The organism is Promicromonospora sp. NPDC050880, from assembly GCF_044456525.1.
Taxonomy (GTDB): Bacteria; Actinomycetota; Actinomycetes; order Actinomycetales; family Cellulomonadaceae; genus Promicromonospora.
On sequence record NZ_JBITFV010000005.1, the window covers coordinates 165,403 to 190,417 of the forward strand.

Sequence of the window (25,015 nt, forward strand, 5' to 3'; positions counted from 1 at the left end):
CGGGCCTTTAGGCTAAGGCGGACCAATGCGGCAAGACCCGGGGAGATCACGAGATGCCACTGTTCGAGGTCGACACCCAGCGGCCCCTCCTCGTGACGTCCGCAGGCGGCAAGGGCGGCTCGGAGCCGGGCCTGAAGACGACGGCGAACCAGGTGGTCGACTCCCACATCGACGGCCTGCTCGGCGAGGAGGTCTTCCCCATCGCGCAGGGGTCCGGCCCGGACGAGCCGCACCTGCTCGCGCTCGATGCGTCCGGTTCGCCCGTCGTCGTCGAGCTGGTCGCCGACCTCGACCGGGAGAACCTCGCCAAGGCGCTCGACCACGCGGGTGCCGCCGGCCGGCTGACGCGCGCCGACCTCGCCGCGCGCTACAGCGGGGGTGCGAGCTCGTTCCAGCACGACGTCGCGGCGTTCTACGACAGCGTGCCGATCACCCGCACGCAGGCGGGCAAGAACGGCGGGTCCGGCGCGCGGCTCATCATCATCTGCCAGAACGCCCCCGACGAGATCCTCAACGCCGTCGACTTCCTGCGCCAGCCCTCGATGCCCGTCGAGGTGCTGAAGATGGGCGTGGTGAACTCGGACGACGGCCGCAAGTTCCTCGACGTCTCGCCGCTCGTGGTGCACCTCCCGCCGGGTCTGCCGGCCCCGAAGTCGGCGCCGATCGGCGGCACCATCACGGCCTCGATGGACAGCTCGGTGAGCACGTCCATGGACGCGGGCGTCACCGGCGGCGTCGCGGGCGGCGGGTCCGCACCGAAGGACGCCTTCGAGGAGGGCGTGAAGGTCGGGTACGCCCTCACGGGCAAGATGCCGGTCGTCGCGCAGACGCCGCAGTCCCGGACCGATCGTGAGCCCCACGCGCTGCAGTCGCGCTCCGAGCGGGCGGCGAAGCAGGCCGAGCGGTCCAACCGCGCCGCAGCGCCGGCTCCGCCGGCCGACAACCCGCCCTCGGGCCCGACCAACGCGGCGACCGGCCTACGGGCCGGCCTCCGCTCGGGCGGTGCCCGGTCCGGCGCCGCCGAGCGCGCGGGCGGCACCCGTGCCTCCCGCCGGGCGCAGGCCGCCGCGAGCTCGTCCGACGCCGCACCGGTCCCTGCTCCGCCGGCTGCGCCGAGCCCCGTCTCGCCGCCCCCGAGCGGCGCGCAGGTCTCGCCGGTCCGCCCGGGCGCCGAGTCCCGCCCGACGCCGACCACGCCCCCGCGCCTCTCCGCCAGCCGCTCCTCGCTGGGTGACGCCACCGTGCCCTCTGTGCCCGTCCAGTCGGTCCCGGCCCCGGACTCCGCGCCCGCTCCGGCACCCGCGATGCGGCGGCGCTCGCGCACCGACCGGTTCGCGGCGTCGTCGCAGCCCGACGAGCCGACGTCGGCCTACCCGCCGTCGAACCCGACGCCGTCGGCCGCGCCCGCGTACCCGGGGGGCGGCGTGCAGCCGCAGCCCGACGAGAACCTGTGGCAGCCGCCGTCGTACGACAGCGGCACCCCGTACGTCGCGGACGAGCCGGCCGACCTCGACATCACGCAGCCGCGCTACACGCCCGAGCCGAGCTACCAGGGCGAGTCCAGCTTCGCGCCGGCGGCGTCCGCGTACGGCTACACGGCCGACGCCCCGGCGTACGACCAGGGCGGCTACGGGTACGGCGAGCAGACCGGGTACCAGACCTCCTATGCGGACCCGGCCGCCTCCGTCGCCACGGACCGGGCCCCCTGGGAGTCTGGCGGCTATCTGTCCGGACCCGACACGGGCTTCGGCGGACCGACGTTCGACGCGGACCCCTACCCGTCGAGCGCTCCCGAGGCGCCCGCGCGCCCCGTGCCGCCGAACGAGAGCATCCGGGCCAGCACCCCGATGCTGTTCGAGGAGGAGGACGACCCCGACCTGGAGGCGCTGGCCCGCAGCATCGGCACGCCCACGCGCATCGTGTGGTCGCGTCCGCGCCGCAACCAGCACTTCGAGGCGATGCTCCTGCCGGACGGCGCCATCGAGCTCACCAACGGCGCCCGCTACCGGCACCCGGACTCGGCGGCCACGGCGGCGTCCGGCTCGTACACGGCCGACGGCTGGAACGTGTGGCGCATCGGCGATACCGGCCCGACGCTGGTCGAGGAGTTCTCCCGCCGGTTCGCCTGAGCCGGCGGGCCGTACCGCCGGTCAGCCGGAGGCGCGCACCACGAGCTCGGGCACGAAGGTCGCAGAGCCGCCCGTGCTCGCGCCGTCCAGTGCGGCGAGCAGCAGCCGCGCCATGGCGCTGGCCATGTCCTCGACGGGCTGCCGCACGGTCGTGAGCGGCGGGTGGGCCTGGGCGGCGACGCTCGAGTCGTCGAAGCCCACCACGGCGACGTCGCGCGGCACGTCCCGGCCGGCGGCCCGGAGGGCGGTCGATACGCCGTCCGCCATGAGGTCGTTCGCCGCGAAGACGCCGTCGATGTCCGGCCGGGCGGCCAGGAGCGCGCGGACCGCGGCCTCGCCGCCCGGGCGCGTGAAGTCGGCGGGGACCACCTCGGGCTCCCGCAGGCCGGCGGCGCGCACACCGTCGAGGAAACCCTGGAGCCGGGCGTGCCCGAACGGCGCGTCGGCAGGTCCGGCGACGACCGCGAGCCGGGTACGGCCGGCGCCCGCGAGGTGCTCGGCCGCGAGCCGTCCGCCGGCGGCCTGGTCCAGGTCGACCCAGGAGACGTCCGCCAGGTCGGTGCGGGTGGACAGCACCAGCGGCACGGCCAGGCCCGCGAGCCGGCCCGGCAGCGGGTCGGCGGAGCTGGACGTGATGAGCAGCACGCCGTCGACGTGCCCTTGCCGCACGTAGCGCACCACCTGGTCGTGTGCGGGCGGGTCGGCAGGGATGATCGCGAGGTGGATGTCGCGGGGCCGCAGCACCTCCTGCGCGCCCGCCGTCACGCGCCCCAGGTACGGGTCGGTGAAGAGGCGTTCGAGGAACGGCAGCGGCGAACGCTGCTCCGGCGGCTCTGAGACCACGAGCGCCACCGAGCCCGTGCGTCGCGTCACGAGGGAGCGGGCCGCGAGGTTCGGCACGTACCCGGTCTCCTCGATCGCCCGCCGCACCACTTCGACGATCTCGGGGTCGACGGTGGGCACCTCGTTGATCACCCGCGACACGGTCGCGCGCGAGACCCCGGCCACCGAGGCGACGACCTCCAAGGTAGGACGTTGCACCCGCCCTTTATACCCCCCACCCCGCTTCGTCGAGTGCTGGGTTCTCGCCCTTTCTCGTGCCTTGAAAGGGCGAGAACCCAGCACTCGACGAACGAAGGGTTACTGGTAGACGCGGACGTAGTCGACGAGCATGCGGGACGGGAACGGGGTGCTCGCGTCCGGCGGGCCGGGCCAGTCACCGCCCACCGCGAGGTTGAGGATCAGGTAGAACTCGTGGTCGTAGACCCACGGCCCGCGGGTCGACTCGACCGTGTCCTTGTCCGCGTAGAACACGTCGCGGCCGTCGAGCGAGAACTGGATGCCCTCGCTGTCCCACTCGGCGGCCCAGGTGTGGAAGCCGTCCGAGATCTTCGACCCGTCCGGCAGCGCGTACGCCCCGCCGTAGCCGCCCCCGCCGTTGTACGCGGGGGCGTGCAGCGTGGAGTGGGCCTGGGTCGGGTTCTGGCCGATGAACTCCATGATGTCGATCTCCCCGTTGTACGGCCAGGGGCGGCCGTCGAGGAAGTCGGAGCCCATCATCCAGAACGCGGGCCACAGGCCGCGGCCCTCGGGCACCTTCACGCGGGCCTCGAACCGGCCGTACTGCGCGTGGAACGTGTTCGAGGTGTTCATCCGGTGCGACGTGTACTGCCGGCCGTCGCGGTCCTCCCGCCGTGCCTCCAGCACGAAGTTGCCCTGGCCGTCCTGGAACCCGTTGCCGCTCGGGGTGTAGACCTGCTGCTCGTTGTTCTGCGGCAGACCCGCGTCGATGTGCCACTTCGAGCCGTCGGCCGCGGTGCCCGCCGGGCCGTTGAACTCGTCGCTCCACACCAGGTCGAGGTCGTCGAAGTCGGGGTCGGCGGGCTCGGCCGGGGGAGCGGTGGGTGCGCCGCCGGTGCCGTAGACCTGGAACTCCCAGAGCGAGTAGCCGTAGGGGCCGCTCCGGTCGCGCATGTGCACGCGCACGTGCCGGCCGTTCGCGTCGAGCGGGATGGTCTGCTTGAAACCGGTGCCGTTCGTGGTCGTGTGCACGGTGCGCCACGTCGAGCCGTTGTCGGAGACCTCGATGTCGAACGTCGTCGCGAACGCCGGGTCCCACTGCAGCACCACGCTGGTCACGTGCGCGGCGGCCCCGAGATCCACGGCGATCCAGCCCTCGTCGACCCAGCCCGTGTCGGGGCTGACGGCCCAGCGGCTGGCCGGGTCGAGGTCGAAGGCCTTGTCGGGGGAGCAGAGCCAGCAGTTGCCGTCGTTCTGCGAGCTGGAGGCGCTGCCCTGCTTGCCGTAGGAGAGGAGCGAGGCGTCGGTGGGCGTGCCGCCCCCGGTGCCGAACACCTGCAGCTCCCAGAGGGAGACGCCCCACTGGGTGGCGCGCTGGGTGGCCCAGAGCCGCAGGTAGCGGCCGGAGCCGTCGACGTCGAGGTTCTGGTCGCCGCCCGTACCGGTGGTGGTCGAGTAGATCGTGGACCACGCCGCGCCGTCGGCCGAGGTCTCGATACGGAAGCCGGACGCGTACGCCGTCTCCCAGTCGAGGACGACCCGGTCGATCGCCTGGACGGAGCCCAGGTCGATGCGGATCCACTGGTTGTCGGCGGCGGCGCTGGACCACCGGGTGCCGGGGTCGCCGTCGACGGCAGCGGCGCCGGTGCTCCAGTCGAACTCGGTGCTGGACGTGGTGACGGGCCGGCCCTGGGAGAGCGGTTCGGCGGCGGCCGAGGCGGTGGTGACCTGGGTGATCGCACCCAGGGCGAGGAGGGCCGCGGCGGTGGTCGCCGCCGCGAGCAGGCGGAGGTGTCTGCGCATCTGACGTGCTCCTTCGAACGTCGGTCTGGCACTTCGGGCAGTGTGAGAGAGCGCTCTCTGACACTGTCGCGGACATTCCGGAACCGGGTCAAGGCTTTCGGCGAAGTTTGCTGACCGGGCTGTCAGTGAGGAAGGTCAGGGCCGGACGACGACCTTGCCGAACTGCTCCCCCTCGTGCAGCCGGGCGAGGCCCTCCGCGGCCTTGGCGAGCGGCACCTCGGCGTCGATCACGGGGCGCACGCCCGTGCGCGCGCAGAACCGGGCGAGCGCGCCCAGGTCCTCGCGGGTGCCCATGGTGACCCCCTGGATCCGGAGCTCCTGGAAGAAGACGCGGGTCAGCTCGGCCGGGGCGGCGTCGCCCGACGTGGCCCCGCAGACCAGCACCGTGCCGCCCGGACGTACCGAGCGGACCGAGTGCGCCCACGTCGCCTGACCCACCGACTCCAGCACGGCGTCGACGCGCGCGGGCAGTCGCGCACCGGTCTCGACGGCGCCCGCCGCGCCCAGGGCGACGGCCCGCTCCCGCTTCTCCGCGGAGCGGGAGGTCACCCACACCTCCAGCCCGGCCGCCGCGCCGAGCGTGATCGCCGCCGTCGCGAGCCCGCCGCCCGCGCCCTGCACCAGCACGCGGTCGCCCGGGGCGAGGCCGCCCTTCGTGAACAGCATCGTGTACGCGGTGAGCCATGCCGTCGGCAGGCACGCGGCCTCCTCGAACGACAGCTCGGCGGGCTTCGGCACGAGGTTCGCCGTCGGCACGGCCACCCGCTCGGCGAGCGTCCCGGGGTAGCGCTCCGACAGGAGCGAGCGCGGCTCCTTCGGCCCGACGCCGTGGCCGTCGGCCCCGATGACGCCGTGCACGATCACCTCGGAGCCGTCCGGGGCCACGCCGGCGGCGTCGGTGCCGAGGATCATCGGGAGCTGTTCCTCGCGCAGGCCGACGCCGCGCAGTGACCAGAGGTCGTGGTGGTTCAGGCTCGCGGCCCGGACGTCCACGGTGGTCCAGTGCTCGACGGCGGCCGGCTCGGGGCGGTCGCCCACCTCCAGGCCGTCGAGAGGGCTGTCGGGCGAGAAACGGGTCACGAAGGCGGCGAGCATGTTCTCAACCTACTCGCCGGTGGTGCCGGACCAGCCGGCGGGCACCGTGCCGAGCCGCACCCGCTGCGGATGGTCGCCCACCGGCACGGACGTGATCTTCCGGCCCGTCGCGAAGTCGATCGACGTCACCTGGTCCGCCGCCGACTCCGAGACCACGCAGGCGGCGCCGTCGCCGGTCACGGTGGACCAGTACGGCTTCGCGACCTCGATCCGGGGCCCCTCGGCCAGCGTGGCCCGGTCCACGACCATCGCGTAGTCGTCCATGGTTCCCGCGACGCACAGGTGCTCACCCGTGGGCTGCATCGTCAGGCCGTGGTGCCGCGAGTCGTTCACCATCTCGTCGCGGCGGCCGTCGAACACGCGCGGCAGCGTCTTGACCCGGGTGATGCGGTCGGCGGCGACGTCGTACTCCAGGAACCCGCCGAAGAACGAGACCTGGAAGTAGAGCTTCGACTCGTCGGGGCTGAACGTGGCGGGGCGGACGGCGTCGGACAGGTGGCCGAGCCCCGCGTCGTCGAGCCGGTCGCGCATGTCGATCTCGCGCACCACCTCGAGCGTCTCGGCGTCCGCCACCGTGATGACACGGTCACCCTTGAGGAAGTCGAGCGCCGGGTCGTCCAGGTCGTTGTTCACCTCGCCGATCGACATGTTCCAGATCAGGCCGTCGGCCGTGTAGACGTTCTCGTGCGGCTTGTCGCCCGTGCGGAACGAGCCGACCTCGGCACCGGTCTCGATGTCCAGCACGTGCACGCGGTTGCCGGTCGACGCCGAGACCGCCACCTGGGTGCCGTCCGGGGACACCGCCATGTGGTCGGCGCGCAGGCCGGAGACCGGGAACCGCCACTCCACCTCGCCCGTGGCGAGGCTCAGGGAGACGACGTCGGCGAAGCTGGGCCGCGACACCACCAGCGAGGTGCCGTCGGGCGTGGTGTACATGTCGTCGGCGAACTGGTCGTGGCCCTCGCCGACCGTCTCCCGGATGACGAGGAACGCCGCCAGCCGGACCGGGTCGCGGTAGATCTCGCGCATCCGCTGCTCGCGGTCGGGGATCACGTCGATCTCGCCGACCGGGGTGAGGTCGGCGCCGGAGGAGAGCACGGAGGCCGTGCCGTCCCAGTTGTTGGCGACGAACAGCACCTCGCGCGGGGGCGGGTCGGCGTGCGCGGGTGCGGAGGCGGTGGCCGCGGCGGACACCGCGAGGCCGAGCGAGGCAAGGATGGAGAGTGCACGGCGCTGTGTCACTGGACGCTCCTCTTCGTCGGACCGGTCGGCTCCGACCGGCCCGACGAAGGTTACTGGAGTCGGGTTCAGTAACGAAAGATCACCCGGCGGACTGCTCCGTGGCGATGTCGAACATCCAGGAGATGCCGAACTTGTCCGTGAGCGCCCCGTAGTAGTCGCCCCACGGCGCGAGCTCGAGCGGCTGGCCCGGCGTCGCGCCGTCGGACAGCTTCTCGAAGGCGCCCTTGATGTACTCGTGGTCGTCCGGGCCGCCCGTCAGGGCGACGGTCACGCCCGCGGACGGCGCCACGTACTCCATGAAGGACGGCGTGTCCGCCGCCATGATGGTGAGCCCGCCCGGGGTGTCGAGCTGGCCGTGCATGACGAGGTCCTTGTCCTCGTCGGGTGTGGGCATCCCCTCCATCGGGGTTCCACCGAAGGTGCTGACGTCCAGCTCGCCGCCGAGCACGGACTGGTAGAAGGCCAGTGCATCCTTGGCCTCGGACCGGAAGCTGAGGTATGGATTGAGCTTTGCCATGCGTCCACGCTAAGCCTGGCGCCGCCGGGCCGCCGGATGGTTACCCGAGGAACTCACCGACCATCGGGCCGATCTGGTCGGCCTCCACGAGGAAACCGTCGTGGCCCACGTCGCTCGTCACGATCCGCAGCGGTTCCGCGCCCGGGATCCACTGGGCGAGCCGCGCGGACTGCTGGGGCGGGAACAGCCGGTCGCTGTCCACGGCCACCACGAGCGTCCGCGCGGTGACCTGGCTGAGTGCGGCCTCGACGCCGCCGCGGTCGCGGCCCAGGTCGTGCGACAGCATGGACTCGGTGAGCACGAGGTAGGAGTTGGCGTCGAACCGGCGGGCCAGCTTGTCGCCGTGGTGGTCCAGGTAGGACTGGACGGCGAAGCGGCCGCCCGAGAACGGGTCCTCGCCGCCCTGCGGCAGGCGGCCGAAGCGCTGGTCCAGCTCGTAGCCCGTGCGGTACGTCGTGTGCGCGATCTGCCGGGCGATGCCCAGGCCGGCGTGGGGGCCGTCGTCGTCGGCCGCGTCGTAGTAGTCGCCGCCCCGGAAGCGCGGGTCCATGCGGATCGCGGCGAGCTGCGGGTGCGCCCAGGCGATCTGGTCCCCGCCGGTCTGCGCCGTGGTCGCGATGGCGGCGAGGTTGCGCACCTCGATGCCGGCCTCCGGCCCCAGCAGCGCCCACTCCAGCACGCGCAGCCCGCCCATCGAGGCGCCGATGACGAGATCCCAGGATCGGATGCCCAGCTCCCGGGTCAGAGCGATCTCCACGGCGACCTGGTCCCGGGTGGTCACGTACGGGAAGCGGCCGCCCCAGGGACGCCCGTCGTGCGCCGTGGACGAAGGCCCCGTGGTGCCCTGGCAGCCGCCCAGCGCGTTGGGTGCCACCACGAAGTACCGGTCGGTGTCGATGGGCCGGCCCGGGCCGACCATCTGCGACCACCAGCCGGCCGTCGGGTGACCGGGGCCGGCGTCGCCCACCACGTGGGAGTCGCCGGTCAGGGCGTGCAGCACGAGCACCGCGTTCGAGCCGTCGGCGTTCAGCGTGCCCCACGTCTCGTAGGCCACACGGACGTCGGGCAGCCGCCCTCCGGCCTCGAGCTCGAACGTGCCGACGTCGGCGAACTGCCGGCGGCCCGGGTCGTCTCCCTCGCGCCACGCGCCGCTCGGCGGCACCGGCGGCTTGCTCCGGGAGCGCGAGGTCTCGACCGGTCCTGCCGGGCGCGGTGCCGTGACGTCACCGCCGGACGTGCCCTCGGGCACGGGGAACGGCACGCGCGCCGTGCGGACCTCGGGATCGTGGACGTCGGCGTCCAGGGCACCGTGAGCGGCCTCCGGGGTGGTGATGGCCATGGCTCCTCCTGCGGCTCGGGATGGTGAGCCCAGGGTGGTGAGCTCGGGGTGGGTGCCTCGCGGTCGTGCTCGCGGGACACGCCCGGGGCGGGCACCGGAGGGTTCTCCGGTGCCCGCCCCGGGCGTGGACGGGTCGATCAGCGCTCCTCGCCGAGGAGGTTCTTCGCGGCGGTGAAGCCGAGCTCCAGGTCGGCCAGGATGTCCTCCACGTTCTCCAGGCCCACCGCGAGACGGACCAGGCCGGGCGTCACGCCCGACAGTGCCTGCTCCTCCGGCGTGAGCTGGGAGTGCGTGGTGGACGCGGGGTGGATCACGAGCGAGCGGACGTCGCCGATGTTCGCCACGTTGGAGTGCAGCTGCAGAGCCGAGACGAAGGCCTGGCCCGCCTCGGTACCACCGTCGAGCTCGAAGGCGAGCACGGCACCCGCACCCTTCGGCGCGTACTTCTGGGCGTTGCCGTACCAGGGCGAGCTCGGCAGGCCCGCGTAGTGGACGCCGCGGACGTCGTCCCGGGCCTCCAGCCATCCCGCGACGTGCTGGGCGTTGGCGACGTGCCGCTCCACCCGCAGGGACAGGGTCTCCAGACCCTGGGCCAGCAGGAAGGCGTTGAACGGGGAGATGGCCGCGCCGAGGTCGCGCAGGAGCTGGACGCGCGCCTTGAGCACGAACGCCAGGTTGGCGCCCAGTGCGCCGTCGACGCCGAGGTCCCGGGCGAAGACGAGCCCGTTGTAGCTCGGGTCCGGCGTGTTGAAGCCGGGGAACCGCTCGGGGTCGGCCGCGAAGTCGAACCGGCCGCCGTCGACGATCACGCCGCCGATCGCGCTGCCGTGGCCGCCCAGGTACTTGGTCGCGGAGTGCACCACGATGTCGGCACCGTGCTCGAACGGGCGGATGAGGTACGGCGTCGCGACGGTGTTGTCCACGATGAGGGGCACACCGGTCTCGTGGGCCACACCGGCGACGCCCTCGATGTCGAGCACGTCCGAGCGCGGGTTGGGGATGGTCTCGCCGAAGAAGGCCTTGGTGTTCGGGCGGACGGCGGCGCGCCACGCGTCGAGGTCGTGCGGGTCGTCCACGAACGTGGTCTCGATGCCGAACTTGGGCAGCGTGTGGTGCAGCAGGTTGTAGGTGCCGCCGTAGAGGCTCGCGGACGCGACGACGTGGTCACCGGCCTGCGCCAGGTTGAGGATCGCGAGCGACTCCGCGGCCTGGCCGGAGGCGACCAGCAGGGCGCCGACGCCGCCCTCCAGGCTGGCGATCCGGTCCTCGACCACCTGCTGCGTGGGGTTGCCGATGCGGGTGTAGATGGGGCCGAGGTCCTTCAGTGCGAACCGGTCCGCCGCGACCCCGGCGTCGGGGAACACGAACGACGTCGTCTGGTAGATCGGCAGCGCGCGGGCGCCGGTGGCGGGGTCCGGCTCCTGGCCGGCGTGGATCTGGCGGGTCTCGAACGACCACTGGGGCTGCGTCATGGCTCTCCTGCTTCCTGGCTGTGGTGGCGGTGCATCGGGCGGACTGCTTCTGGCTGGCGGGCAGAGACGTGCCGCGGCGTGCCCCCAGGGGGCCTGCGCATCAGGAGGTGGGTCCGCGGCGGGTTGGCGCGCACGCGGATGTCCGGCCGGACGGCCGAGGGCAGGCGAACGTGCGCTGGGTCAACAACACATTCGACGAGTCATGGGTGAGACCGTAGACGGCCGCGAGCGGGGCCGAAACCGGTGTCTTGTATTTTGAGATTCGAAAATGAGACGGTTGCCGGCTCGCGGGGTGCTGGCGCGCCCTTGGTGCACCGTTTGCCTTCCGGTAGCGCGAACCGGCGCCGTGGGTCACATTGGTCGATGACATCGGAGTGATTCACAGGATCTGCGCAAGGCGACACGCCGGGAGCGCGCCGATCGGAAGGGGGATCATGGGACAGGTTCGACACGGGAGCGGCCACGGCGCGGTGCTGGTGATCCGTGCGCTCGCGGCGGCGGTGCTCGCACTCGGGCTCGTGATCCCCTGGGGTCCTGTGGCCAAGGCCGATCCGCCCGCGGACCCGCCGTCGGCACCCTCCGAGCAGGAGGCGCAGGCCGCCCGTGACGCGGTCGCGGCCGGGACCCTCGACGTCCGGCAGGCCGAGGCGGCGCTCGTCGCGCTCCGCACCGAGCTCGAGGCGGCCCAGGTGCGGGTGCAGATGGCCGCGGCCGACTACGCCGAGGCGCAGCAGGCCGTCCAGGAGGCACAGCGGGAGGTGGCCGAGGCCCGCGCGGCGGCCGAGAAGGCGCACGCCGGCGAGGTGGCCGCCCGCGGGAGCCTGGCGGAGGTCTATCGCGCCTCTGCCCGCGACGACGGCCTGGGGTCGCTCGGTGTCGCCCTCGAGGCCGAGTCGGTGCCGGACATGGTGGGGCGCAGCGCCGCCGAGCGCGCGGTGCAGCGCAAGCTCGGGGGGTCGCTGGCCGAGTACCAGGAGGCGCGGGCGGCCTCGGAGTCCGCCGACGCGCGGTGGACGGCGGCCAAGGCCCACCGGGACGCCGCCGCGGCCCAGGCGGAGTCGGCGTTCGACGCGGCGCAGGCGGCCGCCGCCGACCTCGCCGCGCGGACGCAGGCCGCCGAGGTCCAGCGGCAGGCCCTCGTCGAGCGGCTCGCGCAGCTGCGGCGCACGAGCGTGGAGATCGAGCGGCAGCGGGAGGAGGCGCGGGCCGCGGCGGAGGCCGCCGCCCGGGAGGCCGCCGCGAAGGCGGAGCTCGAACGGCAGCAGGCGGCCAGGGAGGCCGCGGAGGCGGCGGAGGCGGCGGCTCAGGAAGAGGCTGCCGCATCGTCGGGGGACGAGACCTCCGGCGCGGAGGGCGCGGACGGCCCCGGGGCGGGTGACACGGCCTCCTCGGCGGAGGGCTCGTCGGGCGGCTCGGTCGCCCCGCCGGCGCCGCCGGTCGTCGTCGGCCCGCCCACGTCCGGGGTGTCCACCGGGTCCGCGGACCGCGGCTACGGTGCGGTGGCCTGGGCGCGGACCCGGATCGGGGCGCCCTACCTGCTCGGGGCGGCGGGGCCCACCGCCTACGACTGCTCGGGCCTGACCATGATGTCGTGGGCGAGCCAGGGCGTGGACATCACGCGGACGTCGCGGTCGCAGTACCTCGCGGTCGGCAAGGTCGGGTACGACGCCCTCCGGCCGGGTGACCTCATCTTCTACGGTTCGAACCCGGCAGACCCGTCGTCGATCTACCACGTCGCGATGTACTCGGGCGGCGGCATGATGATCGAGGCGACCCTGCCCGGCTACCCGCTCGCGGAGAACCCGCTGCGCCTGTCCGGTGCGATGCCCTACGCGGGCCGCCCGTAACCCGCCGACCCCGCCGAGACAGAGCTGGGGCGGAGCGACCGCGCTCGGTCGCTCCGCCCCGGTCCCGTCTCGCCCCAGCTCCGTCTCGGCGCGTCGGGCTCAGTGCTTGTCGTAGTAGCCCGTGTCCTTGGCGCGCTGGATCGAGCGCACGATCTCGGCCTCGGCGTCCGCGCGGCCCACCCAGTGGGCGCCCTCGACCGACTTGCCCGGCTCGAGGTCCTTGTAGACCTCGAAGAAGTGCTGGATCTCCAGACGGTGGAAGTCCGAGACGTCGTCGATGTCCTGTCGCCACGCGGCACGCTGGTCACCCGTCGGCACGCACAGCACCTTGTCGTCGCCGCCGGCCTCGTCCCGCATGCGGAACATGCCCAGCGCGCGGCACTTGATCAGGCAGCCGGGGAAGGTCGGCTCCTCCAGCAGGACCAGTGCGTCCAGCGGGTCGCCGTCCTCGCCGAGGGTGCCCTCGATGAAGCCGTAGTCGTCGGGGTAGCGCGTCGAGGTGAAGAGCATGCGGTCGAGGCGGATGCGTCCGGTCTCGTGATCCACCTCGTACTTGTTCCGCTGACCCTTGGGGATCTCGATCGTGACGTCGAACTCCACGCCGATGTGCTCCAGTTCTCGAAGATGGTCGCCGAAGTGACTTACCGCGGCGGCGGCCTTGCGCCCGTCCAGTGTGCCACGGGTCCTGTGTCCCGACCGTGACCTGTGGTCAGGACCACTCTCCGTGTTGGGCATAATTCGCAGCGTGCGCGTCGCGCGCGTGAGCCACGCGCGTGAGCGGGTGAAATTTCCCGCGGATCGACCTCGCCGTACCGGTCACCCGGTTTGCCGCGACTAGAGTTGCAGATGGCTCTTACGTGACGATCGAGAGGATGCCCATGGAGTGGGGGTTGCGCTCCGGCGCTGCCGTCGCCGCGGTCGTCGCGCTGTTCGGCGGGTACCTCGTCGCCGACGCCTACGACATGGTCCCCGGCATGCTCACCACGGCCGAGCCGTGGCCCGAGCCCAACCCCTTCCCGACGGCTCCCGGAGCGGTCGAGGGCCCCGCCCCGGCCGCGCTCCTGAGCGGCCTGCCCGACGACGCCCCCGTGCCCGACAGCGTGGAGATGCAGCGGCTGGTCTCGGGCCTGGCCAAGGACAAGCGGCTGGGTTCGCGCGTCGGCGTCGTGGTGGCCGACGGGGCGTCGGGCGAGGTGCTGGGCTCCTCCAGTCCCGACAAGCTGATGACCCCTGCCTCCACGCAGAAGCTGTTCACCGGCGTCGCCGCGCTGTCGGCGTTCCCCGCGGACTCCACGCTGGACACCAAGGCGGTGCTCGTCGGCGACAACACCGTCGTGCTCGTGGGTGCGGGGGACATGATGCTCGCGGCGGGCCACGGCGACCCGGACGCCGTCAACGGCCGCGCCGGGCTCGCCGACCTCGCCCAGCAGGTCGCCGCGCGGGTCAAGGTCACCGGCACCACCCAGGTGCGCGTCGCGCTGGACGACACGCTCTTCACCGGCGACGACATCGCGCCGACCGTGGCCAGCCCCGACATCGCGGCCGGGTACATCGCACCCGTCTCCTCCCTGGGCGTCAACGTGGGCCTGCTGTCCGACGGGTACAGCGACAACGGGCCCCGCGCGTCCGACCCCGGCAAGTACGCCGCCGAGGCCTTTGCCGCGGCGCTGGAGGACGAGGGCCTCACGACGGCGGGTGCCGTGGTCGACGAGACCGCGCCCGCCGACGCGCAGGTGCTCGGCCAGGTCAGCTCGGCGCCGCTGGGCGACGTCGTCGGCTTCGCCATGCAGTACTCGGACAACACGATCACCGAGGTGCTCGGGCGCCTCGTCGCCGTGGACGCCGGGCTGCCCGGCTCGAACGACGGCGCGACGCAGGCCGTGATCACCGCCGCGAAAGGGCTCGGCGTCGACATGACGGGCGCGCGGCTGCGCGACTGCTCGGGGCTCGGTGACGGCTCGTACCTGAGCTCCGAACAGCTCGTGGACCTGCTGGAGGTCATGGTCGACCCGGCCCACCCGACCCTGCGCAGCGAGGCGGTGGGCATGCCTGTCGCGGGCCTGTCGGGCACGCTCGACACCAGCCACGGCCGGTTCTCCGGCGACAACCCCGCCCGCGGCCTGGCCCGCGCCAAGACGGGGAGCCTGCCCAAGGTCCGGGCGCTCGCGGGCACGGTGGTCACTGCCGACGACCGGCTCCTGGTCTTCTCGATCCTGGCCGACGCCATCCCGGCCGACAAGACCGTGGGCGCCACCTGGATCTACGACGACTTCGTGGGTCAGCTCGCGAGCTACAGCGCGCTCCCGGCCCAGGGCGGCTGACGCGGCCCGGGCCGTGACCGTTACCGTGGTCCGGTGACCCAGGCCTCCACCGCCCCGCAGGTCGTCGACTGGACGGCGGCAGCACAGATCGCCGGGCGCCTCTCGCCGCCCGGTCCCCGGGCTCCCCGGGAGGAGCTCGCCGCCCTGGTGAGCGGGCTGCGCTCGGCAGCGGGGGACGCCGTCGGGCACGTGCTGGAGACCACGCGCATGCAACCGGCTGCGGGGGCGGGCGAGGCGCTGAGCCCGGTCGCCGTCGTGGACCGCGCCACGTGGGCACGCGCCAACACGCAGTCCATGGCCGTCATGACCGACGGGCTGGGCGCCGTCGTCGCGGAGATCTCGAAGGGCGCCACCTCCGCCGGGGCCCAGCTCGCCGGCGCCGCGGAGATCGGGGCGGTCCTCGCGCTGCTCAGTGGCCGTGTCCTGGGCCAGTTCGACCCGTACTCCGATCCGGGCCGGCTCCTGCTCGTCGCGCCCAACGTGCTCCAGGCCGAGCGCGCGCTGCACGTCCCCGTCCGGGACTTCCGGCTCTGGGTGTGCCTCCACGAGCAGACGCACGCCCTGCAGTTCGCCGCGGCGCCCTGGCTCGCCGAGCACCTCAGCGGCCGCACGCGGCACCTGGTGGCCGGGATGGCGCGCACGTCCGCGGAGCTGGCCAAGGCCCGGTTCGACAAGAAGGTCGTGGCGATCGGCCGGTCCGTCCTGGACGCCCTGCGAGGCGACGGCGGCACCCTCATGGACGGCATGCTCACCCACGACCAGAAGGCCGAGCTCGCCGACATCACCGCCGTCATGGCCCTCCTGGAGGGGCACGCCGACGTGATGATGGACGCCGTCGGGCCGCGCGTGGTGCCATCGGTGCGGCGCATCCGCGCACGGTTCGAGCGCCGGCGCGACGGCGAGGGGCGCAACACCTTCGACGTGGTGATCCAGAAGCTGCTCGGCATGGACGCCAAGCTCGCCCAGTACCGCGACGGGGCGGCGTTCGTGCGTTCCGTGGAACGGGCCGTGGGGCGCGACGGGCTGAACGCCGTGTGGGCCGCCCCGGAGAACCTGCCGAGCGCCCGCGAGATCGCCGACGCCCGGGCGTGGGTGCGGCGGGTGCACGGGTGACGAGGGAGCGCGAATGAGGGTTCGGGGCGCCCTGCCGGACCGCCGGGTGGCGGCGGCCGGCCGTGCGCCGGTCCGCCGGGTGGCGGCGGCAGGCCGAGCGCCGGTCCGCCGGGTCGTGCCCGACGGCGGGAGGTGCTGACGTGGCCCGCGTCGACCCGGCCGTCGCCGTGGCCCGGAACGCCGTCCGGGCGGTGCTGGCGGAGCTCGGCCCGGACGAGCTCGTGCTGGTCGCCTGCTCCGGCGGGGCCGACAGCCTGGCGCTCGCGGCGGTCACGGCGTACGAGGCCCGCCGGGTCGGCCGCTCCGTGCGCTCGCGGGGGTACGCCGTGCGGGCGGGCGCGGTGATCGTGGACCACGGGCTCCAGGCGGGCTCCGCGCAGGTCGCCGAGCGCGCGGCCGCGCAGTGCCGCGCCCTGGGCCTGTCCCCGGTGCTGATCCGCCCCGCGGCCTGGCGGCCCGGCCTGCCGCCGGCCGGGTCTGTCCCGACGGCCGCCGACCGGGTTGGTGTGGACGGGGTCGGTGTCGGCGGGGTCGGTGTCGGCGGGGTTGGTGTCGGCGGGGTTGGTGTGGACGGGGTTGGTGTGGACGGGGCGGGTGTCGAACGTAGGGAAGCTCGCTCCATGGCGCATGGGGCGACGGTGTCTACGTTCGGGTCGGACGGACCCGAGGGGGAGGCCCGGGAAGCTCGGTACGGCGCCATCGAGGGAGTCGCCGGGGAGGTGGGGGCGCGGATCGTGCTGCTCGGGCACACCCTCGACGACCAGGCGGAACAGGTGCTGCTGGGCCTCGCCCGGGGCGCCGGGGCCCGGTCGCTGGCCGGCATGCCCCGCGAGCGCGGCATCTTCCGCCGGCCGTTCCTCGGTCTGCGGCGGGTGCAGACCGAGGCGGTGTGCGCCGCGCAGGGGCTGGACTTCTGGACGGACCCGACGAACCTGCTGCCCCCTGCTGATCCCTGGTCGGGGGGCGGTGAGGCTGCTGGTTTTCCGCCGGGTGCCGGTGACGCTGCTGATCCCTCGCCGGGAGCCGGCGATGCTGCTGGTTTCCCGCTGGGAGCTGGTGACGCTGCTGATCCCTCGCCGGGAGCCGGCGATGGTGCTGGGTTTCCGCCGGGAGCCGGCGATGCTCCGATCCCTGATCGGTCCCTTGCTGATTCCCCACGGGCAGATCGGTCGGTTGCCTCGAGATCGGTCCATCGGGTGACCGATCTCGAGGCAAGGGACCGAAGCCGTACCCAGTTGCCAGCAAGGGACCGAAGCCGCACGCAGATGTCAGCAAGGGACCGAGCGGGCCGTGCGGACCAGGCGTTCGTGCCGCTGCGGTCGCAGGTGCGCGGGCGGGTGCTGCCCGTGCTGGAGGAGACCCTGGGGCCCGGTGTGGCAGAGGCGCTCGCGCGCACCGCGGACCAGCTCCGCGACGACGCCGACCTGCTGGACGAGCTGGCCGCCGACCTGCTGGACCGGGCGGGCGCCGACGTCCCGGAACGCGCCCACGCCACCCCGGACCTGACCCTCGACACCCCGGACCTGGCCCGCGCCGCCCCGGACCTGACCCGCGCCGCCCCGGACCTGACCCGCGCCACCCCGGACCTGACCCTCGACGCCGCCCTGCTCCACGACGCCCACCCCGCGCTGCGCCGTCGTGCGCTGCGGCTTGCCGCGCTCGCCGTCGGCTGCCCGCCGTCGGACACCTCCGCGCGGCACGTGGACGCCCTGGACGCGCTCGTCGTGGCGTGGGCCGGCCAGGGGCCGGTCCACCTGCCGGGTGGCGCACGGGCCCGTCGCGCGTGTGGCAGGCTTTTCCTGCGCGCCGCGCCGACCGACGTACCGGACGGCAGGACCGGCGTCCGGCCCCCCAGCACAACCCAGGAGTGACCCGTGGACCAGTCCGACGTCGGCACCGACCTCGCAGAGGTGCTGCTCACCGAGGAGCAGCTCACCAAGAAGCTGGACGAGATGGCAGCCCAGATCGACGCGGACTACGCGGGCAAGGACCTGCTCCTGGTCGGTGTCCTCAAGGGTGCGGTCATGGTCATGGCCGACCTGTCCCGGCGCCTGCACCACCCGGTCCAGATGGACTGGATGGCGGTGTCGTCGTACGGGTCGGGCACCAAGTCGTCGGGCGTGGTCCGCATCCTCAAGGACCTCGACGCCGACCTGACGGGCCGCAACGTGCTCATCGTCGAGGACATCATCGACTCGGGGCTCACCCTGTCCTGGCTCGTGTCGAACCTGCGCTCGCGCGGTCCGGAGTCGGTCGAGATCGCCTCGATGCTGCGCAAGCCCGACGCCGCGCAGGCCGACGTCGAGGTCAAGTACCTGGGGTACGACATCCCCAACGAGTTCGTCGTGGGGTACGGCCTCGACTACGCCGAGAACTATCGGAACCTGCCGTTCGTTGCCACCCTGGCACCGCACGTCTACGGGGGCTGAGATACCAGCACCTGACGACCCCGCGAGTGCCCGTCCCGGGCGGTTCGTCACGTCTGGGCGAGGTGTGGTCCAGGCATCACATGCTCTGGGCGAACACTCGGGGCTCCTCCCAGGGAGACCATGTAGTTTCGACGGAAACATACTGCGCGAGCGGAGGGAAACGGGGCCTGGTCCCCGTCGCCGATGAACATCAAGAAGCTTCTGAGTGGGCCGGTCATCTGGATCCTGGTCGCCCTGGTCGTGGTGACTCTGGCCATCTCGGCACTGAATCAGCCCAGCGTCTCCCGCATCGAGACGTCGCAGGGCATCGAGCTGCTCGAGGGCGGCACGGTCAAGCACGCGCTCATGGTCGACGGCGAGCAGCGGGTCGAGCTCGAGCTCACCAAGGCGTACAAGTCGACCGAGGGTGAGGGCGAGGACGCCGAGGAGGTCGACCACGGCAAGACGGTCGAGTTCTTCTACACGCAGCCCCAGGGCGACCGCCTCGAGGACGCGATCGTGAAGGCCGACCCGGCCGACGGGTTCAACTCGGAGGTGCCGCAGCCCAGCTTCTGGTCCTCCATGCTGTCGGTGCTGATCCCGTTCCTCCTGATCGGCGTCGTGTTCTGGTTCCTGCTCTCGCGGGCCCAGGGTGGCGGCAACCGGGTCATGGGCTTCGGCAAGTCCAAGGCCAAGCTCGCCAGCAAGGACACCCCGCAGGTGACGTTCGCCGACGTCGCCGGCGTGGACGAGGCCGTGGAGGAGCTGCAGGAGATCAAGGAGTTCCTGCAGGAGCCGGCGAAGTTCCAGGCCGTCGGCGCCAAGATCCCCAAGGGCGTGCTGCTGTACGGTCCGCCCGGTACCGGTAAGACGCTGATCGCGCGCGCCGTCGCGGGCGAGGCCGGCGTGCCGTTCTACTCGATCTCCGGCTCGGACTTCGTCGAGATGTTCGTCGGCGTGGGCGCCAGCCGTGTGCGTGACCTGTTCGAGCAGGCCAAGCAGAACTCCCCGGCGATCATCTTCGTGGACGAGATCGACGCCGTCGGCCGTCACCGCGGTGCCGGCATGGGCGGCGGGCACGACGAGCGCGAGCAGACCCTGAACCAGATGCTCGTCGAGATGGACGGCTTCGACGTCAAGACGAACGTCATCCTCATCGCCGCGACCAACCGCCCCGACATCCTCGACCCGGCGCTGCTGCGGCCTGGCCGCTTCGACCGCCAGGTCGCCGTGGAGGCCCCGGACCTCAAGGGCCGCGAGGCGATCCTCCACGTGCACGCGCAGGGTAAGCCGATGGTCCCGGAGGTGGACCTCGCGGCCGTCGCCCGGCGCACCCCGGGCTTCACGGGTGCCGACCTGGCGAACGTGCTCAACGAGGCCGCGCTGCTCACCGCCCGCAGCGGCGCGCAGCTCATCGACGACCGCGCGCTGGACGAGGCGATCGACCGCGTCGTGGCCGGGCCGCAGAAGCGCACCCGCGTCATGAACGTCAAGGAGCAGAAGATCACCGCGTACCACGAGGGCGGCCACGCCCTGGTGGCTGCCGCGATGCGCTACACGGACCCCGTGACCAAGGTGACGATCCTGCCGCGCGGCCGGGCCCTGGGCTACACCATGGTCATGCCGCTCGAGGACAAGTACTCGACCACGCGCAACGAGCTGCTCGACCAGCTCGCCTACGCGATGGGTGGCCGGGTCGCCGAGGAGATCGTGTTCCACGACCCCACCACGGGCGCGTCGAACGACATCGAGAAGGCCTCCGCCATCGCCCGCAAGATGGTCACCGAGTACGGCATGAGCGAGAAGATCGGCGCCATCAAGCTCGGCACGAGCGGCGGTGAGCCGTTCCTCGGCCGCGACTACGGCCACGAGCGGGACTACTCCGAGTCGGTGGCCGGCACCATCGACGAGGAGGTGCGCAAGTTCGTCGAGGCCGCGCACGACGAGGCGTGGGAGGTGCTGACCCAGCACCGCGACGTGCTCGACGACCTGGTGCTGCGGCTGCTCGACAAGGAGACGCTGAACCAGAAAGAGCTGGAGGAGGTCTTCCGGCCCGTCCAGAAGCGCCCCGCGCGCGACGTCTGGCTGTCCAGCGAGCAGCGCACCGTGCACACGCGCGGTCCGGTGCTGACGCCCAAGGAGCTGGCCGCCCAGAACGGCCACTCCGTGGTGCCGCAGGACGAGGCGGTGCTGGACGTGGCGCCCCCGACGGACGCGGCGCCCACGGACTCGCCGAACTGAGCACGAACGACGACCGGAGCAGCACCATGACCGACAGGTCAGTCACCCCCGTGACGGCGCCCGTGCGGCGTCCGGCGGACATCCCGCCGTACGACGCCGCACGGGCCGAGGCGGCCGTGCGGGAGTTCCTCCTCGCGGTCGGCGAGGACCCGGACCGCGAGGGCCTGCGCGAGACGCCGGCCCGCGTGGCCCGGGCGTACCAGGAGATCTTCGCCGGCCTGCGCCAGGAGGCCGGCGACGTGCTGACCACCACCTTCGACCTCGGGCACGAGGAGATGGTGCTGGTGAAGAACATCGAGGTGTACTCCACCTGCGAGCACCACCTGGTGCCGTTCCACGGCGTCGCGCACGTCGGCTACATCCCCAACGTCGACGGGCGCATCACGGGCCTGAGCAAGCTGGCCCGGCTCGTCGAGGTCTACGCGCGCCGCCCGCAGGTGCAGGAGCGCATGACCACCCAGATCGCGGACTCCCTCGTGGAGATCCTCGAACCGCGCGGCGTGCTCGTCGTGGTCGAGTGCGAGCACCTGTGCATGTCCATGCGGGGCGTGCGCAAGCCCGGCTCGCGGACCATCACGTCCGCGGTGCGCGGCGTCATGCGTGACGCCGCCACCCGCGCCGAGGCGATGAGCCTCATCGCGGGGAAGTGACGGTGCCCCCCACCGCCGGCCATCGGGCCCGGGTGCTCGGCCTGCCGGAGCTGTCCGGGGTGGGGCGCACGCTCGTGATGGGCGTGGTCAACGTGACCCCCGACTCGTTCTCGGACGGCGGGGAGTGGTTCGAGCCGTCGGCCGCCGTCGCGCACGGGCTGGAGCTGCTCGGCGAGGGTGCGGACGTGCTGGACGTGGGCGGGGAGTCCACGCGCCCGGGCTCCGCGCGCGTCCCGCAGGACCAGGAGCTGGCCCGGGTGCTGCCGGTGATCGAGCGGCTCGCGGCGCAGGGCGCGATCGTCAGCGTGGACACCACGCGTGCGGCCGTGGCCGAGCGGGCCGTGGCCGCGGGCGCGCGCATCGTGAACGACGTCTCGGGCGGCCTCGCGGACCCCGCGATGGGCCGGGCGGTCGCCGAGACCGGCGCGGCGTACGTGGCGATGCACTGGCGTGGGCACGCGGACGTCATGGACGACCACCAGGAGTACGACGACGTGGTGGCGGACGTCCGGGACGAGCTCGCGGCCCGGCTGGCCGCGCTGCACGACGACGGGGTGCACCCCGAGCAGGTGATCCTGGACCCGGGTCTCGGCTTCGCCAAGGCCGGGGCGCTGAACTGGCCCCTCCTGGCCCATCTCGACGCGCTGCACGAGCTCGGCCGGCCGGTGCTCGTGGGCGCGTCCCGCAAGAGGTTCCTGGGCCACCTGCTGGCGGACTCCGCGGGGCACCCCGCCCCGCCGCGCGCCCGGGACGACGCGACCGCCGCGATCTCGGCGCTGTCGGCCGCGGCGGGCGCCTGGTGCGTGCGCGTGCACTCCGTCCGGGCGAGCGCCGACGCCGTCCGGGTCGCCGCCGCGTGGACCGCCGCGGGGCAGGAGCCCCGGGTAGGGTCACCGGGTACTTCTCCCCGATCGGCACCGGAGGCATTGACTTCCACCGTGGCCTTGACCACAGAATCGTGGACGGCCGGGGAACAGGACATGCCGACCTGGCAGGATTCCGGTGCACGCAATGACGATGGAGGGGGACCACGGTGACCACAGCGTTCGGAACGGGCGTCACAGGCCCGGACGGCCGGTCGCTGGACCAGGTCCGGCTGACCGGCGTGAGCGCGCGGGGCTACCACGGTGTGCTGCCGTCGGAGCGCCAGACCGGCCAGGAGTTCCGGGCTGACGTCGTGCTGTACCTGGACACCCGCCAGGCCGCGGCCGGTGACGACCTCGCACGGACGGTGAGCTATGCCGACGTGGCGCGTGACGTCCACGACATCCTGACCGGAGAGCCCGCCGACCTCGTCGAGACGGTCGCCGAGCGCATCGCCGCCGCGGTGCTGACCCGCCCGCAGGTCGAGGCGGTGGACGTGTGCGTGCACAAGCCGCACGCGCCGATCCCGGTGCCGTTCGCCGACGTCGAGGTGGCCATCCGCCGGGACCGCGCGCAGGTGCGGCCCGTGGTCGCCGCTCCCGCGACGGCGGGCGCGGTGGAGCCCGTGGCGGGCGTGCAGGACTTCCAGCCGGAGCCGGCCGCCGAGCCGACGGCCTACGAGCCGTACGCGGCCGATCCCGAGCCGCAGGACTTCGAGCCCCTGGGTCAGGCGGCCGAGGAGCCGGAGCCGCTCCCGCAGGAGCCGGCGCGGACCGAGTCGTACCTTCCCGAGCCCACCGAGCCGGCGCATCGGGCCGAGGCGTTCGAGGCGGAGCCCCTGGTGGAGCGCGTCCCGGCCGCCGCACTGGCGCCCACGCAGCACGCGGAGGTGCCGGAGCCGTTGCCCGTGCCCGAGCTCATCGCGCCTGAGCCGCTCCAGGTGATCCCCGCCGGATGGGACCTGCAGGCCGAGCCCGCGCCGTCCGAGCAGCCCGCCAAGGAGCCCGTGTTCCAGCCGGAGGAGCAGCTCCGGTCCGAGTCCGTGTTCGAGCCGGTCCAGCAGTACGAGCCGCTCCAGGACCTGGACCAGCGGCAGGGGCTGGAGCAGCGGCCGAGCCTCGAGCGACGCCAGGGTCAGGACCGGCCTGGCGGGTTCGAGCAGCCGCCGTACGACCAGTTCGCCCAGCCGGACGCGCAGCGCGAGCAGCCGGTGCAGCCGACCCAGCCGTTCGAACCGTTCGACCAGCCGGCCCAGCAGTTCGAGCCGGCCCAGCAGTTCGACCAGGCGCAGCCCTTCGACCAGCAGAGCCAGTCCTTCGACCAGCAGGGCCAGCCGTTCGACCAGCAGCCCCAGCCCTTCGACCAGCAGGGCCAGCCCTTCGACCAGCAGCCCCAGCCCTTCGACCAGCAGGGCCAGCCCTTCGACCAGCAGCCCCAGCCGTTCGAGCAGGCGGGCTACGAGCCGCCGCAGCAGCAGCCCGACCCGCAGCAGAACCACTACGACCAGCTCTTCGACCAGCAGTACGACCAGGCCGACATGGAGCGGACCCGGGTGGCGGGGGCCGTGCCGGACGCCGCCGTCGGGCAGCCGGAGCAGCCGTACGGGCAGGAGCAGCAGTACTCCTCCGGGGAGTACCGGGCGGAGCAGTACCAGGCCGAGGAGTACCAGAACGAGCCGCGCGACCGGTTCGACGAGGTGCCGGCCGGGTACGTGGACGTCGTCATCGCCATCGGGGCCAACCTGGGCGACCCGCAGGCGACCATGCGGTCGGCGGTCGCGGAGCTGGACCGCATGCCGGGCCTGCAGATCACGGACGTGTCGCCGCTGGCCCGCACGGCCGCCGTCGGCGGTCCCGAGGACCAGCCCGACTACCTCAACGCGGTGCTGCTGGCCCGCACCACGCTCCCGGCCCGCGCGCTGCTGCACGCGTGCCTGGAGATCGAGAACCTGCACGGCCGCACCCGCGACGAGCGCTGGGGCGCGCGCACGCTCGACGTCGACCTGATCACCTACGGCACCCTGACCGACTCGGCCGACGACATCGAGGTGCCGCACCCCCGCGCCCACGAGCGCGCGTTCGTCCTGGAGCCGTGGTCGCAGATCGCGCCGGACGCCGTCCTGCCCGGCCTGGGCGGTGGCCCGGTGGCCCAGCTCGCGGCGACGGCGCCGGACCGCACCGGCATCCGCTGGCTCGCGCTGGACTGGCTGACCGACGCGGCTCCCGAGCAGGCCGGTGGTGCCGCGGGCACTCCTGACGACGGTGCCCAGCCGGGTCAGGACGCACCTGCCGCCGAGATGCCCCCGGCCCTGCCGCCGTCGCTCCCGCCGAGCGGCCGCCCGCAGGTCTCGCCGGGCGGTCCCGTGGTGGAGGTCCCGGGCGGCGGTGGGCACCCGCAGGCCTACCCGAGCGGCCCGACGCCGGGACCGGGCGGCTCCGTACCGATCCCGCCGCAGCAGGCGGCACCTGCCGCTCCGCGTGGTGCGGCACAGAACGGGATGCCGGGTTCCGCCGTCCCGCCGCCCGAGGAAGCACTCGTGCCGGCTCCGTCGCCCATCGCGCCCCGCGCGGTGCGGGACACCGCCCACGAACCCCCGGAGCACGAGCCGTTGCCCCAGCCGGCCGCGCCCGCCAAGCCGGTGTTCGCCCCGGTCAACCCGTCGCGCCAGTCGGGGAGCGTGTTCCCCCCGACGGGCGGCGCCGCCCCGCAGGAGCCGGCTGCCCCGGTGTTCGCCCCCGTCGGGACGCCGCCGAACGGGGTGTCGGGCACCGGCCAGGAGGGGCACGCGTCGAACGGCCACTCGAACGGTCACCCTGCCGCCTACGACAGCGACCACACGGTGATCCGCGTGCCGGGTTTCGTGGGCGAGCAGCGTTCGGCACCGGTGGACGGTCCGATCGACTCCGTGCCCTCGTGGGCGCCGGTCCGGGACGAGCGGGGGCGCGACGCCTGAC

At 73.3% G+C, this 25,015-nt stretch carries 18 protein-coding genes and 1 pseudogene; 11 read left to right on the forward strand and 8 right to left on the reverse strand.

Annotated elements, in window-relative coordinates:
* Window positions 1–53 precede the first annotated feature (53 nt).
* Complete coding sequence (locus ACIBBF_RS11490; RefSeq protein ID WP_397413307.1) at window positions 54–2,129, forward strand: hypothetical protein; 2,076 nt, start codon at window positions 54–56, stop codon at window positions 2,127–2,129.
* A 21-nt stretch (window positions 2,130–2,150) separates the two neighbouring features.
* Here ACIBBF_RS11490 and ACIBBF_RS11495 read toward each other — a convergent pair whose 3' ends face one another.
* From ACIBBF_RS11495 to ACIBBF_RS11525, 7 genes are all read right to left on the reverse strand, one after another.
* Entirely contained in the window at window positions 2,151–3,170 is a 1,020-nt protein-coding gene (locus tag ACIBBF_RS11495; protein WP_397413308.1) for a LacI family DNA-binding transcriptional regulator, read from the reverse strand.
* A gap of 99 nt (window positions 3,171–3,269) precedes the next feature.
* A complete protein-coding gene (locus tag ACIBBF_RS11500; protein ID WP_397413309.1) occupies window positions 3,270–4,952 on the reverse strand; it encodes a discoidin domain-containing protein in 1,683 nt (560 codons plus the stop codon).
* Between the two features lie 135 nt (window positions 4,953–5,087).
* Window positions 5,088–6,047, reverse strand: a complete 960-nt coding sequence (locus ACIBBF_RS11505; protein WP_397413310.1) for a zinc-binding dehydrogenase — start codon at window positions 6,045–6,047, stop codon at window positions 5,088–5,090.
* Between the two features lie 9 nt (window positions 6,048–6,056).
* The gene (locus ACIBBF_RS11510) at window positions 6,057–7,289 is read right to left on the reverse strand and encodes a YncE family protein (RefSeq protein WP_397413311.1); all 1,233 of its coding nucleotides are present in this window, start codon (window positions 7,287–7,289) and stop codon (window positions 6,057–6,059) included.
* A 79-nt stretch (window positions 7,290–7,368) separates the two neighbouring features.
* Window positions 7,369–7,806: a VOC family protein gene (locus ACIBBF_RS11515; protein ID WP_397413312.1), complete on the reverse strand. Its 438-nt coding sequence runs from the start codon at window positions 7,804–7,806 to the stop codon at window positions 7,369–7,371.
* A gap of 40 nt (window positions 7,807–7,846) precedes the next feature.
* On the reverse strand, window positions 7,847–9,145 hold the full coding sequence (locus ACIBBF_RS11520; RefSeq protein ID WP_397413314.1) for a homoserine O-acetyltransferase: 1,299 nt from the start codon (window positions 9,143–9,145) through the stop codon (window positions 7,847–7,849).
* Window positions 9,146–9,282: 137 nt separating this feature from the next.
* Window positions 9,283–10,617: a bifunctional o-acetylhomoserine/o-acetylserine sulfhydrylase gene (locus ACIBBF_RS11525; RefSeq protein ID WP_397413316.1), complete on the reverse strand. Its 1,335-nt coding sequence runs from the start codon at window positions 10,615–10,617 to the stop codon at window positions 9,283–9,285.
* Between the two features lie 434 nt (window positions 10,618–11,051).
* Between ACIBBF_RS11525 and ACIBBF_RS11530 the strand changes: the two genes are divergently transcribed.
* The gene (locus ACIBBF_RS11530) at window positions 11,052–12,464 is read left to right on the forward strand and encodes a C40 family peptidase (RefSeq protein WP_397413318.1); all 1,413 of its coding nucleotides are present in this window, start codon (window positions 11,052–11,054) and stop codon (window positions 12,462–12,464) included.
* A 99-nt stretch (window positions 12,465–12,563) separates the two neighbouring features.
* Here ACIBBF_RS11530 and ACIBBF_RS11535 read toward each other — a convergent pair whose 3' ends face one another.
* Entirely contained in the window at window positions 12,564–13,064 is a 501-nt protein-coding gene (locus tag ACIBBF_RS11535) for an inorganic diphosphatase (RefSeq protein ID WP_119141774.1), read from the reverse strand.
* 257 nt (window positions 13,065–13,321) lie between these two features.
* On the opposite strand from ACIBBF_RS11535, the gene dacB reads away from it, so the two are divergent.
* From dacB to folK, 9 genes and pseudogenes are all read left to right on the forward strand, one after another.
* Window positions 13,322–14,785: a D-alanyl-D-alanine carboxypeptidase/D-alanyl-D-alanine-endopeptidase gene (gene dacB, locus ACIBBF_RS11540; RefSeq protein WP_397413320.1), complete on the forward strand. Its 1,464-nt coding sequence runs from the start codon at window positions 13,322–13,324 to the stop codon at window positions 14,783–14,785.
* A gap of 33 nt (window positions 14,786–14,818) precedes the next feature.
* A complete protein-coding gene (locus tag ACIBBF_RS11545) occupies window positions 14,819–15,898 on the forward strand; it encodes a zinc-dependent metalloprotease (protein ID WP_397413322.1) in 1,080 nt (359 codons plus the stop codon).
* A gap of 140 nt (window positions 15,899–16,038) precedes the next feature.
* A pseudogene (locus ACIBBF_RS11550) lies at window positions 16,039–16,848 on the forward strand (ATP-binding protein); the annotation flags it as partial.
* 315 nt (window positions 16,849–17,163) lie between these two features.
* A complete protein-coding gene (locus ACIBBF_RS11555) occupies window positions 17,164–17,769 on the forward strand; it encodes a TilS substrate-binding domain-containing protein (protein ID WP_397413482.1) in 606 nt (201 codons plus the stop codon).
* Between the two features lie 3 nt (window positions 17,770–17,772).
* Window positions 17,773–18,327, forward strand: a complete 555-nt coding sequence (gene hpt, locus ACIBBF_RS11560; RefSeq protein WP_397413324.1) for a hypoxanthine phosphoribosyltransferase — start codon at window positions 17,773–17,775, stop codon at window positions 18,325–18,327.
* 183 nt (window positions 18,328–18,510) lie between these two features.
* Window positions 18,511–20,547 (forward strand): ATP-dependent zinc metalloprotease FtsH, encoded by a 2,037-nt coding sequence (gene ftsH / locus ACIBBF_RS11565; RefSeq protein WP_397413325.1) that lies wholly within the window; start codon window positions 18,511–18,513, stop codon window positions 20,545–20,547.
* A gap of 26 nt (window positions 20,548–20,573) precedes the next feature.
* Complete coding sequence (folE, locus tag ACIBBF_RS11570) at window positions 20,574–21,197, forward strand: GTP cyclohydrolase I FolE (RefSeq protein WP_397413326.1); 624 nt, start codon at window positions 20,574–20,576, stop codon at window positions 21,195–21,197.
* Between the two features lie 77 nt (window positions 21,198–21,274).
* Window positions 21,275–22,234: a dihydropteroate synthase gene (gene folP, locus ACIBBF_RS11575; RefSeq protein WP_397413483.1), complete on the forward strand. Its 960-nt coding sequence runs from the start codon at window positions 21,275–21,277 to the stop codon at window positions 22,232–22,234.
* Window positions 22,231–25,014, forward strand: a complete 2,784-nt coding sequence (gene folK, locus ACIBBF_RS11580) for a 2-amino-4-hydroxy-6-hydroxymethyldihydropteridine diphosphokinase (protein WP_397413327.1) — start codon at window positions 22,231–22,233, stop codon at window positions 25,012–25,014. Before folP ends, folK begins: the two co-directional genes overlap by 4 nt.
* The last annotated feature ends 1 nt before the right edge of the window (window position 25,015 follow it).